11 protein-coding genes are annotated in these 11,467 nt (G+C 60.0%); 3 read left to right on the forward strand and 8 right to left on the reverse strand.

The window, feature by feature from the left end; genetic code table 11:
* Positions 1 to 112 precede the first annotated feature (112 nt).
* The gene (locus ACODSJ_RS06990) at positions 113 to 820 is read right to left on the reverse strand and encodes a TetR/AcrR family transcriptional regulator (protein ID WP_489101017.1); all 708 of its coding nucleotides are present in this window, start codon (positions 818 to 820) and stop codon (positions 113 to 115) included.
* A gap of 241 nt (positions 821 to 1,061) precedes the next feature.
* Between ACODSJ_RS06990 and lexA the strand changes: the two genes are divergently transcribed.
* Together lexA and sulA are read left to right on the forward strand one after the other, a co-directional pair.
* Positions 1,062 to 1,670: a transcriptional repressor LexA gene (gene lexA / locus ACODSJ_RS06995; protein ID WP_489101018.1), complete on the forward strand. Its 609-nt coding sequence runs from the start codon at positions 1,062 to 1,064 to the stop codon at positions 1,668 to 1,670.
* Between the two features lie 10 nt (positions 1,671 to 1,680).
* Positions 1,681 to 2,154 (forward strand): SOS-induced cell division inhibitor SulA, encoded by a 474-nt coding sequence (sulA, locus tag ACODSJ_RS07000; RefSeq protein WP_489101019.1) that lies wholly within the window; start codon positions 1,681 to 1,683, stop codon positions 2,152 to 2,154.
* 74 nt (positions 2,155 to 2,228) lie between these two features.
* On the opposite strand, the gene ACODSJ_RS07005 is transcribed toward sulA, so the two are convergent.
* From ACODSJ_RS07005 to ACODSJ_RS07035, 7 genes are all read right to left on the reverse strand, one after another.
* The gene (locus ACODSJ_RS07005; protein WP_047227208.1) at positions 2,229 to 2,462 is read right to left on the reverse strand and encodes a hypothetical protein; all 234 of its coding nucleotides are present in this window, start codon (positions 2,460 to 2,462) and stop codon (positions 2,229 to 2,231) included.
* 106 nt (positions 2,463 to 2,568) lie between these two features.
* Positions 2,569 to 3,093: a DUF6586 family protein gene (locus ACODSJ_RS07010; RefSeq protein WP_489101020.1), complete on the reverse strand. Its 525-nt coding sequence runs from the start codon at positions 3,091 to 3,093 to the stop codon at positions 2,569 to 2,571.
* A gap of 359 nt (positions 3,094 to 3,452) precedes the next feature.
* Positions 3,453 to 6,065 (reverse strand): type I DNA topoisomerase, encoded by a 2,613-nt coding sequence (topA, locus tag ACODSJ_RS07015; protein ID WP_489101021.1) that lies wholly within the window; start codon positions 6,063 to 6,065, stop codon positions 3,453 to 3,455.
* Positions 6,066 to 6,180: 115 nt separating this feature from the next.
* Positions 6,181 to 6,417: a DUF1653 domain-containing protein gene (locus ACODSJ_RS07020; RefSeq protein WP_025212748.1), complete on the reverse strand. Its 237-nt coding sequence runs from the start codon at positions 6,415 to 6,417 to the stop codon at positions 6,181 to 6,183.
* 98 nt (positions 6,418 to 6,515) lie between these two features.
* Positions 6,516 to 7,691 (reverse strand): acetyl-CoA C-acyltransferase FadA, encoded by a 1,176-nt coding sequence (gene fadA, locus ACODSJ_RS07025; protein WP_489101022.1) that lies wholly within the window; start codon positions 7,689 to 7,691, stop codon positions 6,516 to 6,518.
* 30 nt (positions 7,692 to 7,721) lie between these two features.
* A complete protein-coding gene (gene fadB, locus ACODSJ_RS07030; RefSeq protein ID WP_489101023.1) occupies positions 7,722 to 9,869 on the reverse strand; it encodes a fatty acid oxidation complex subunit alpha FadB in 2,148 nt (715 codons plus the stop codon).
* 528 nt (positions 9,870 to 10,397) lie between these two features.
* A complete protein-coding gene (locus tag ACODSJ_RS07035; RefSeq protein WP_489101024.1) occupies positions 10,398 to 10,835 on the reverse strand; it encodes a hypothetical protein in 438 nt (145 codons plus the stop codon).
* Between the two features lie 102 nt (positions 10,836 to 10,937).
* Here ACODSJ_RS07035 and ACODSJ_RS07040 point away from each other — a divergent pair, with 102 nt between their 5' ends.
* Positions 10,938 to 11,378, forward strand: coding sequence for a universal stress protein (locus ACODSJ_RS07040; RefSeq protein ID WP_489101025.1), 441 nt, complete (start codon positions 10,938 to 10,940; stop codon positions 11,376 to 11,378).
* Positions 11,379 to 11,467: the final 89 nt, after the last annotated feature.

Raw genomic sequence — 11,467 nt, forward strand, 5'->3', positions numbered from 1 at the left:
CAGGAGGCCCGGTAGCTGGTGGCAATGCACGGAAACAGGGAACGGGTTCGAGACGAGGGTCGACATGGGCGACTAGCTTAGCGGATGCAAGCTATTGCGCCCACCCATGGGCTCAAGCCTTGGCCAGGGCCGGGGCGGTTTTGCTTCTGGGACGCAACTGTGCCGCGGCCATGGCTTCGTCGGTGACGCCGCTTTCGGCACGCATGCCAGCCGCCAGGAACGGCACCATCAGGCGCATCACCTGCTCGATCGACGTGTTCACCCCGAAATCGGTTTCGGCGATGGCCCGCAGCGCCTTGATGCCGGACATGCTGAACGCGGCAGCCCCGAGCATGAAGTGCACGCGCCAGAACAGCTCGATAGGGGGAATGCGCGGCGCCGCCTCGTTGACCAGCAACATGTAGCGACGGAATACCTTGCCGTACATGTCTTCCAGGTAACGGCGCAGGTGCCCCTGGCTCTGGCTGAAGGCCAGGCCCAACAGGCGCATGAAAATGGAAAGGTCGTTGCCGCTGCGCGGTTGCACGACAAGGGCTTGCTCGACCAGGATCTCCAGCAGCTCTTCCAGGGTCGGCTTGACGTCCGGCTTGGCCTGGCGCCGTTCCAGCTCGCGATCGAGGCTCAGGCAGAAAGGCCCGAGGAACCTGGAGAAAACCGCCTGGATCAACGCTTTTTTCGAACCGAAGTGATAGTTCACCGCAGCCAGGTTCACACCGGCCTTGCTGGTGATCAGACGCAACGAGGTTTCGGCGAAACCTTTTTCCGCGAACAATTGTTCGGCAGCATCGAGAATGCGTTCAACGGTTTCCGACTGGGCCATGGCTACTCCGCCTAACAAACACTTGTTTGAAACATACGTTTGCAGCCTGGAGGTTGTCAAGCCTGCCGGGACGTTTTGCGAACGCCCGGTCAGGTATTTAACCACACCTTTCGCGGGCTGTAGCCATGTCGCCTGCAACCACACGACCGACCGTCCAGCGGCCCGGGAAAAAAGGAGGATTGCCAAGTAGCGTTCACTGTATATAATCCCAGTCACTGTATAAAAAGACAGAGCGATCAATATGCTAAAGCTGACGCCACGCCAAGCAGAGATTCTGGCCTTCATCAAACGCTGCCTCGAAGACAACGGCTACCCGCCGACCCGCGCTGAAATCGCTCAGGAACTGGGCTTCAAGTCGCCCAACGCGGCCGAAGAACACCTCAAGGCGCTGGCGCGCAAGGGCGCGATCGAAATGACGCCGGGTGCATCCCGCGGCATTCGTATCCCCGGCTTCGAAGCCAAGGCCGACGAAACCACCCTTCCGATCATTGGCCGGGTCGCCGCCGGCGCTCCGATCCTCGCCCAGCAACACGTCGAGGAGTCCTGCAACATCAACCCTTCGTTCTTCCATCCACGGGCTGATTACCTGCTTCGTGTGCACGGCATGAGCATGAAGGACATCGGCATCTTCGACGGCGACCTCCTGGCCGTCCACACCACTCGCGAAGCCCGCAATGGCCAGGTCGTGGTGGCGCGCCTTGGTGATGAAGTCACCGTCAAGCGCTTCAAGCGCGAAGGCAGCAAAGTCTGGCTGATCGCTGAAAACCCCGAGTTCGCCCCCATCGAAGTGAACCTGAAAGATCAGGACCTGGTCATCGAAGGCTTGAGCGTCGGCGTCATTCGCCGCTAAAGGAGGCTTTATGCAGTTCCCTCACACCCCACAGCACACACAACTTCCGCTGTTCGAGGCTTTCATGGCCCAACCGCTGGTTCCAGTCTTGAAGGAGGTCATCGAATCGCCTTGGGGTATCGAACCCGAGGCCTTCAGTGAGCTGTCGTTACGTGGCGCGGCCGGGAACTGCTTGAACCTGTTGGCGCCGATCCTGCGTGAGCTCAGCCAGGATCAGGATGCGCGCTGGTTGACGCTGATTGCACCACCGGCCAGCGTCACCCAGGCGTGGCTGCGGGACGCCGGGCTGAATCGGGAGCGGATCCTGCTGCTGCAGCCACGGGGCACTCAGAGCGCCCAGCAACTGACCTGTGAAGCGTTGCGCCTGGGCCGCAGCCACACCGTGGTCAGTTGGCTCAATCCACTGAGCGCGAGCGCACGGCAACAGTTGATCAACGCCGCCCGCACTGGAGACGCACAAAGCCTGAATATTCGACTGGGCTGAGGCAAACGCGAGGCTTCTCCAGGACAGAGAAGCCGGTCAGTAAAAACTGTCTTTCAAAAAGCCGACAGACGGGATCAATGGAGAACCCGTGGGCCCTCTTCCTTGTTGAATTCGCCTTCAACCAGCCGTCCCGCCATCTGAACGCCGACGCTCAGCATCGCCTTGGCGACCTCAACGTGTTGGCCCTGAAGGAACGCCTTGGCATCTTCGGAGAAGTTCAGGGTAACCAGAGAACCCTCGTCCTCAGCCCTGCGCAGCTCGATCCGGCCATCAGGAAGTTCGACAATTTCTAGAAAGGACGTAGGCATAAAAGTCTGTTCTCCACGAAAGGCGAGGATTATATAGTCATCGGCCAGGCTTCGCTCGGGATCTTGACCAAGCGTAATCAATCAACAGCCTGGACCGACGGAAAACTCAGCACTCAGTCAATCCTTCGCGAAAGCGAATCGCCAGGCTCTTGAGGTTCTGACGCCAGCTCTCCAACTCTTCCCGGCTCAACTCCTGCTCAGGCTCTGGCTCATCCAAATTGACCGCCACGATCAGCGGCTGGGTCACATCACCCTTGGGCTTGTGCGGCGCGCGCGGTGGCTGGAACAGCGCAGCATGGGCCGCCAGCAACCTGGCCAGCCAGGTTTCCGGGTTGTGCGCCAGTTCCACCATTTCGGCCAGCTCAGGGATGGCGATGGTTTCCAGGACTTCGCGCGTCAACAACAGCTCGGCCCGCGGCGCATTGGCCTGTGGCAAGCGGTAGAAGCCTGCAATCTCATGGCACAGCCCCAACAGCGCGCCATACAGGTGAAACAACGCCGCTTCACGCCCGGCCTGGAGCAACGCCGGGGAATTCAACGCACGCCCATCCTCGGTCCTGGACAGGGCTTCGAGCGACAGGCCGGCAAAATAGATCTTCTGGTTGGTACGGGTATAGAGTTCGTGGGCCATGGCGGCATTCTCCCCCAACGAAATAAAAGCTTCACGCAAGAGCGACAGTGTCGTGGATCAACCGCAGCCACTGCAAGCCAAAAACAGAAAGGCCGCATGAAAACCTATGGGTTGTCATGCGGCCTTTTTGTTCAACCGGGCCTGTTGGGGACGGCTGCGCGCAACCCTTCAAACCGGCAAGTTGCTTTTTGTGGCGAGGTAGCTTGCTCGCGCTGGACAGCGCAGCAGGCCCCAAACAGCGAACTCAATCTGCCTGACCCACCGAATGCTCGGTTTCAGGGCCGCTACGCGCGCCAGCGGGAGCAAGCTCCCTCGCCACAGGGAACCTCTAACCCGTACCGTCAAACAAACACCATCGATCAGCGCTTGTCTTCGACCGTCCACTTAGCGCCGTCGTAGTACGCCTTCCAGCCGGTCGGCTTGCCGTCGACTTCGGTCTGCACGTATTGCTCCTTGGTCTTGCGGCTGTAGCGAATGACTGCCGGACGCCCCTCGGGATCCTTCTGCGGTGCTTCACACAGGAAGTGATACTTCGGATCGATCTCGCTCTTGTGCGGGACAATCTCCATCACCAACGGTGCGCGGGTTTCACGGTTCTTCGGGAACTGGCTGGCCGCCAGGAACAAGCCGGACGCACCGTCACGCAGAATGTAAGTGTCGTCGACCTTCTCGCACTTGAGCTCCGGCATCTTCACCGGGTCCATCTTCGGCGGCGCAGCGTCACCGCTCTTGAGCAGTTTGCGAGTGTTCTTGCAGGTCGGGTTGGTGCAACCGAAGAACTTGCCGAAGCGGCCGGTCTTGAGTTGCATTTCGCTGCCGCACTTGTCGCATTCCAGGCTCGGGCCTTCGTAGCCCTTGATGCGGTAGGAGCCTTCTTCGATCTCGTAACCGGCGCAATCCGGGTTGTTACCGCAGATGTGCAGCTTGCGCTTTTCATCCAGCAGGTAGGCATCCATCGCCGTGCTGCAGATCGGGCAGCGATGCTTGCCACGCAGCACCAGGGATTCGGACTCGCCCTCGTCGTCTGCCGCGATTTCGTCGCCGGGCACCAGGTTGACCGTCGCCTTGCAGCGTTCCTTGGGCGGCAGGCTATAGCCCGAGCAGCCCAGGAACACACCGGTCGAAGCGGTACGGATCTGCATCGGACGCCCACAGGTCAGGCACGGGATGTCGGTCATCACCGGCTGGTTGGCGCGCATGCCGCTGTCAGGGCTTTCAGCCACTTCGAGTTTTTTCTTGAAATCGCCGTAGAACTCGTCGAGGACGTTTTTCCAGTCCCGCTCGCCCTGGGCCACGTCGTCGAGGTTCTCTTCCATGCCGGCGGTGAAGCCATAGTCCATCAGGTTGGAGAAGCTCTCGGACAGGCGCTCGGTAACGATGTCACCCATCTTTTCCGAATAGAAACGACGGTTGTGCAGCGCCACATAGCCGCGGTCCTGGATGGTGGAAATAATCGCCGCATAGGTCGAAGGACGACCGATGCCACGCTTTTCCATTTCCTTGACCAGGCTGGCTTCGGAATAACGCGCCGGTGGCTTGGTGAAATGCTGGGTCGGATCGAGCTTGAGCAGCTTCATCACGTCGCCCTGGGCCATGTCCGGCAGGACATCGTCGTCACCAGGCTTGGTGATCTGGGGCATTACGCGGGTATAACCATCGAACTTCAGGATGCGGCCCTTGGCGCGCAGCTCGAAGTCACCGGCACCCACGCTGACCGTGGTCGACAGGTATTGAGCCGGCAACATCTGGCAGGCCAGGAACTGGCGCCAGATCAGCTCGTAGAGACGCTCGGCGTCACGCTCCATGCCCGACAGCTTGCTTGGCTCGGTGTTGGCATCGGATGGGCGAATGGCTTCGTGAGCCTCTTGCGCGCCTTCCTTGCTGCTGTAGACGTTCGGCGTGTCCGGCAGGTACTTCTTGCCGAACTCGCTTTCTATATAGGTGCGCGCCATTGCCACGGCATCGGCCGAAAGGTTGGTCGAGTCGGTACGCATGTAGGTGATGTAGCCGGCTTCGTACAGACGCTGGGCCATCATCATGGTTTTCTTCACGCCAAAGCCCAGGCGATTACTCGCGGCCTGTTGCAGCGTGGAGGTGATGAACGGCGCCGACGGCTTGCTGCTGGTCGGTTTGTCTTCGCGCTTGACGATGCTGTAGCTGGAGGCCTTGAGCTTCTCCAGCGCAGCCATGGCCTGGGCTTCGTTGAGCGGCTTGAAGGCCTCGCCCTTCTGGCGAGCCACTTCGAAGCGCACGGTGGCGCCCTTGGCGGTACCGAGGTCGGCGTGCACTTCCCAGTATTCTTCAGGGATGAACGCACGGATCTCCCGCTCGCGCTCTACCACCAGCTTCACCGCAACCGATTGCACACGACCGGCCGACAGACCGCGGGCGATCTTGGCCCACAGCAACGGCGAAACCATGTAGCCCACCACACGGTCGAGGAAACGACGCGCCTGCTGGGCATTGACCCGATCGATGTCCAGCTCGCCCGGCTCGGAGAAGGCTTCCTGGATGGCCTTCTTGGTGATTTCGTTGAACACCACGCGCTTGTAGCGGCTGTCATCCCCACCAATGGCTTCGCGCAGGTGCCAGGCAATGGCTTCCCCTTCGCGGTCCAAGTCCGTCGCGAGATAGATGGTGTCGGCATCCTTGGCGAGCCGGCGCAGCTCCTCGATGACCTTTTCCTTGCCCGGGAGGATCTCGTACTTGGCTTTCCAGCCGTGGTCCGGATCGACACCCATGCGCGAGACCAACTGCTTGCGCGCCTTTTCCTTGGGCGACAGCGCCGGCGCTTCACCAGCAGCGGCCTTGCCGCGCTTGGCGGCTGGCTCTTTGCTGGCGCTAGCCGAACCGCTGGTGGGCAGGTCTCGGATATGGCCGATACTCGACTTCACCACGTATTGGTTACCCAGATACTTGTTGATGGTCTTGGCCTTAGCCGGGGATTCCACAATGACCAGCGATTTGCCCATGGATCGGAAAATTCCTGAATTCTAAAAAGTGAAAGGCGGTTGGCGCCTGACGCGGCACCGCTATATATAGTGGCTGCAAGGTGAGGTCAAGCGCAGGGTTGTCCGCATGCCGACCTCACGGCTTGGAAAAAATGCTCTCTTCGGCCTGCACCAAAGCAAAGCGCGGGACCTGTTCCCCGTCAACCTCGACGGACTCCTGGAACATGCTCAAGGGACGCACCCAAAAGCCGTAATCACCATACAGGGCTTGATAGAAGACCACTTCTTCCTCTGTCTCGGAATGCCGCGCGATGCTGAATACGCGGTACTGCGGACCTTTGTAATGTTGGTAGAGCCCTGGTTGTATCGGCATGCTTTGGCCCTCTCTCAAATTTTTTTCAAATAAAAACAAAATAGACCCGCAAAAACAAAAACCGGGGCACTTGGCCCCGGCTTCCATCAACGCAACGTTTAGATGCGTTCGAAGACAGTGGCGATGCCCTGGCCAAGGCCAATGCACATGGTGGACACGCCAAAAGTCCCGCCGTTCTGTTTCATGACGTTAAGCAGCGTGCCGGAGATACGCGCACCGGAGCAACCGAACGGATGACCCAAGGCGATCGCGCCGCCGTGCAGGTTAACCTTCTCGTTCATCTTGTCGAGCACTTTCAGATCTTTGAGCACCGGCAGGGCCTGTGCGGCGAAAGCTTCGTTGAGCTCGAAGAAGTCGATATCGGCGATACCCAAGCCTGCACGCTTCAAGGCTTTCTGCGTGGCCGGTACCGGACCATAGCCCATGATCGCCGGGTCCACACCCGCCACGGCCATCGAACGAATCACCGCCATCGGCTGAATGCCCAGGTCCTGGGCACGCTGGGCCGACATCACGATCATGCACGAGGCACCGTCGGTGATCTGCGACGAGGTACCAGCTGTCACGGTGCCGCCCTTTGGATTAAAGGCCGGCTTGAGGGCCGCCAGGCTTTCCAGGGTGGTTTCCGGACGAATGGTTTCGTCGTAGTCGAACAGCTTCAGGAAGCCATTCTCGTCGTAGCCCTGCATCGGGATGATCTCGTCCTTGAACTTGCCTTCCACCGTCGCCTTGTGGGCGAGCTGGTGGGAGCGCACGCCAAAGGCGTCCTGCTGTTCGCGGCTGATGCCGTGCATCTTGCCGAGCATTTCCGCCGTCAGGCCCATCATGCCCGAGGCTTTCGCCGCGTGCAGGGACATGTGCGGGTTCGGATCGACACCGTGCATCATGCTCACGTGGCCCATGTGCTCGACGCCGCCAACGACGAACACGTCACCGTTGCCGGTCATGATCGCCTGGGCAGCCGTGTGCAGCGCGCTCATGGACGAACCGCACAGGCGGCTGACCGTCTGGCCGGCCGCCGTGTGAGGAATCTGGGTCATCAACGAAGCCATGCGGGCGATGTTCCAGCCCTGCTCCAGGGTCTGGTTCACACAGCCCCAGATCACATCCTCGACCTCATTCGGGTCGACCTTGACGTTACGTTCAAGCAGTTTGCTGATCAGGTGCGCCGACATGTCTTCGGCGCGGGTGTTGCGGTGCATGCCGCCCTTGGAGCGGCCCATCGGCGTACGACCGAAGTCGACAATCACGACGTCTCTAGGATTCAAGCTCATAAATGTTCTCTCGCTCTAGTCGTTGGGCGCTTAACCGAAGAAGCTCTGGCCTTTCTTGGCCATCTCGCGCAGCTTCGCGGTGGGGTGGTACAGCGCGCCCAGATCGGCGTACTGGTCAGCCAGGGCGACGAACTCGGCCACCCCGATCGAATCGATGTAGCGCAGCGCACCGCCACGGAATGGAGGGAAACCAATGCCGTAGACCAGACCCATGTCGGCTTCGGCGGCGGTTTCGACAATGCCGTCTTCCAGGCAGCGCACAGTTTCGAGGCACAGCGGGATCATCATCCAGTTGATGATGTCCTCGTCGGTGACTTCGCGCTGCTCGTAGACGATCGGCTTGAGCACTTCCAGCACCGACGAGTCGGCCACTTTCTTCTGCTTGCCGCGCTTGTCGGCCTCATAGGCGTAGAAGCCCTTGCCATTCTTCTGGCCCAGGCGCTTGGCTTCGTAGAGCACGTCGACGGCCGAACGACGGTCGTCCTTCATGCGGTCCGGGAAGCCTTCGGCCATGACGTCGCGACCGTGGTGGCCGGTGTCGATGCCGACCACGTCCATCAGGTACGCAGGGCCCATCGGCCAGCCGAATTTCTCCATGACCTTGTCGATACGCACGAAGTCCACGCCGGCGCTGACCAGTTTCGCGAAACCGCCGAAGTACGGGAACAGCACGCGGTTGACCAGGAAGCCCGGGCAGTCGTTGACGACGATCGGGTTCTTGCCCATTTTCTTGGCGTAGGCCACGGTGGTGGCAACGGCATGTTCGCTGGACTTCTCGCCACGAATCACTTCCACCAGCGGCATCATGTGCACTGGGTTGAAGAAGTGCATGCCGACAAAGTTCTCCGGATGCTTGAGGGCCTTGGCCAGCAGCGAAATGGAGATGGTCGAGGTGTTCGAAGCGAGGATCGTGCCTTCCTTGACGTGGCCTTCGACTTCAGCCAGCACCGCCTGCTTGACCTTGGGGTTCTCGACAACTGCTTCGACCACCAGGTCGACATGGCCGAAATCGCCATAGGACAGGGTCGGACGGATGCCATTGAGCACTTCGGCCATCTTCGCCGCGGTCATGCGACCTTTGTCGACGCGACCGACCAGCAGTTTGGCGGCTTCGGCCAGACCCTGCTCGATCCCGTGCTCGTTGATGTCCTTCATCAGGATCGGCGTGCCCTTGGACGCCGACTGGTAGGCGATACCGCCGCCCATGATGCCGGCGCCGAGCACGGCGGCCTGCTTCACGTCGCTGGCGATTTCGTCGTAGGCCTTGGCCTTTTTCTTCAGTTCCTGATCGTTGAGGAACAGGCCGATCAAGCTCTGGGCGGCCGAGGTCTTGGCCAGCTTGACGAAGCCGGTGGCTTCGACCTCCAGGGCCTTGTCGCGACCGAAGTTCGCGGCTTTCTGGATGGTCTTGATCGCTTCGACCGGCGCCGGGTAGTTCGGCCCTGCCTGACCGGCCACGAAACCCTTGGCGGTCTCGAAGGCCATCATCTGTTCGATGGCGTTGAGCTTGAGCTTTTCCAGTTTCGGCTGGCGCTTGGCCTTGTAGTCGAACTCGCCGCTGATGGCGCGCTTGAGGGTTGCCAGCGCCGCTTCCTGGAGCTTGCCAGGCTCGACCACAGCATCCACCGCGCCCACTTTCAGGGCGTCTTCGGCACGATTTTCCTTGCCGGCGGCAATCCACTCGATGGCGTTGTCGACACCGATCAGGCGTGGCAGGCGCACGGTGCCGCCGAAGCCTGGGTAGATGCCCAGCTTGACTTCCGGCAAGCCGATCTTGGCTGCGCTGGACATGACGCGGAAATCCGCCGCCAGGCACATTTCCAGGCCGCCGCCCAAGGCGATGCCGTTAATGGCCGCGACGGTCGGCACGTTGAGGTCTTCGAAGTCGCTGAAAATACGGTTCGCTTCGAGGTTGCCAGCGATCAGTTCGGCATCGGGCAGCTTGAAGTTGTCGACGAATTCGGTGATGTCGGCACCGACGATGAACACGTCCTTGCCGCTGCTGACGATCACACCCTTGATCGAAGCATCTGCCTTGATAGTGTCTACGGCCTGACGCAATTCATTCAGGGTTAGACGGTTGAACTTGTTGACGGATTCACCCTTGAGGTCGAACTTCAGTTCGACGATGCCACTTTCAAGAGCCTTAACCGTGATGGCTTTACCTTCGTAAATCATCAACTGATCTCCACGATATGGAAGCTGAACAGTACACGCTGAACGCTGGCTGCTGGTTCGGCATTGACGTTACCGTCGATGCTACGCCAATCCGCCAGGCACACCCGTCAACGCGATAGTCGGGTTCTGTAGGAACGTTCTGAAAATATAAACGCTCAATTCATACGCCCGTTTGATTTGGGTACGTCACCTTCACGGAATTTCCGACAATTGTCAATCGCCCTAAACGGCGGCATGAACGCGACTTCACGGTCATTTTCCGTACCGTACGGATCCGCAACACGGCACCGCATGAGCCCCTATTCATAGGATCAATAATTAGAAAAGTCGCCCTAATTGCGGGCGCGCCGGATCCAACCGACTACGCTGTCGGGAACGCAATTGAAGAGAGGAGCAAGGACGTTACGAACGCACGCCCTGACATGGAATGGATTACCGGCCTGCCTGGCCAATCCGCCCGATGAAACTGTCGGGCTTTTTTATATATGCCCGCCTCATCGGCTTCGGTGACGATCGCCGCCCAGGCCCTCAGGCCAGCGCCTTGAGCACATCGGCAATGGCCTGCAACACACTGGCCTCGCCTTTTTCACCCCAATACAACGCGATCATCTGCCGATCGGCTTCGACCTTGTAGACATTGGCCGGCAATTTTTCGAAATGATTGAGCAGGGCCTCGTCCTGGCAGACTTCCCGCCACTGATTGACCCAGACGCCCGGTGCCGTTTGCCAGTAGCTCCAACACGCCGGCTGGTTGCCCCGCCGAGGTCGATGGTACTGGGCGCACGGGCTTGGCGCCGGCTGGCCGAGCCAGTGCGGCCACTCCTGGGGGGCCAGTTGCATGGCCAGCCCCAGGCGTCGCGCCTCCATGCGCAAGGCCATGCGACCGCTCTGGACACGGGAAGGACGCAACCATGCCAACGGACTTAACACCACCAACAGGATTGACAGCACTATCCAGACCGTCATATTCGTACTCCCCGATTCTGATGAGCCCATTGACCTGTGTCGCCGTCAATGCGCTTGAAACCAGCCATACTTACCGTATCGCAATTCTCTGGAGTGCCTTCCATGTACTACGAACACGTCCTGGTCGCCGTCGACCTCACTGAAGAATGCGATCCCGTCGTCAAGCGCGCCCTCGCCCTGTGCGAAAGCCGGGAAACAAAACTGTCACTGGTGCACATCGTCGAGCCGATGGCCATGGCCTTTGGCGGCGATGTGCCGATGGACCTTTCCCAACTGCAACAGCAGCAATTCGATCAGGCCAAGGAACGCCTCGAACGACTGATTGCCAAGTACCCGGCGCTGAAAAAGGAAAACAGCCACCTGACCTACGGCCAGCCGCGCCAGGAGATCCATCACCTGGCCAAGGAGCAGGGGTGCGACCTGATCGTGGTGGGCAGCCACGGCCGTCACGGTCTGGCATTGCTGCTGGGCTCGACCGCCAACGATGTGCTGCATGGCGCGCCTTGCGATGTGCTGGCAGTGCACTTGGTCAAGCGCGCCTGACCTTTGTGGAGCTGTCCACTTAATAAACCCACTGAACCTGTGGCGAGGGAGCTTGCTCCCGCTTGACCGGGCTGGCGCACCAGTGCGAA

The organism is Pseudomonas sp. FG6, assembly GCF_057809015.1.

Bases quoted from the DNA above. Each gene is read 5' to 3' on its own strand.
- ACODSJ_RS06990 (WP_489101017.1), bottom strand. From the start codon at position 820: ATGGCCCAGTCGGAAACCGTTGAACGCATTCTCGATGCTGCCGAACAA.
- lexA (WP_489101018.1), top strand. From the start codon at position 1,062: ATGCTAAAGCTGACGCCACGCCAAGCAGAGATTCTGGCCTTCATCAAA.
- sulA (WP_489101019.1), top strand. From the start codon at position 1,681: ATGCAGTTCCCTCACACCCCACAGCACACACAACTTCCGCTGTTCGAG.
- ACODSJ_RS07005 (WP_047227208.1), bottom strand. From the start codon at position 2,462: ATGCCTACGTCCTTTCTAGAAATTGTCGAACTTCCTGATGGCCGGATC.
- ACODSJ_RS07010 (WP_489101020.1), bottom strand. From the start codon at position 3,093: ATGGCCCACGAACTCTATACCCGTACCAACCAGAAGATCTATTTTGCC.
- topA (WP_489101021.1), bottom strand. From the start codon at position 6,065: ATGGGCAAATCGCTGGTCATTGTGGAATCCCCGGCTAAGGCCAAGACC.
- ACODSJ_RS07020 (WP_025212748.1), bottom strand. From the start codon at position 6,417: ATGCCGATACAACCAGGGCTCTACCAACATTACAAAGGTCCGCAGTAC.
- fadA (WP_489101022.1), bottom strand. From the start codon at position 7,691: ATGAGCTTGAATCCTAGAGACGTCGTGATTGTCGACTTCGGTCGTACG.
- fadB (WP_489101023.1), bottom strand. From the start codon at position 9,869: ATGATTTACGAAGGTAAAGCCATCACGGTTAAGGCTCTTGAAAGTGGC.
- ACODSJ_RS07035 (WP_489101024.1), bottom strand. From the start codon at position 10,835: ATGACGGTCTGGATAGTGCTGTCAATCCTGTTGGTGGTGTTAAGTCCG.
- ACODSJ_RS07040 (WP_489101025.1), top strand. From the start codon at position 10,938: ATGTACTACGAACACGTCCTGGTCGCCGTCGACCTCACTGAAGAATGC.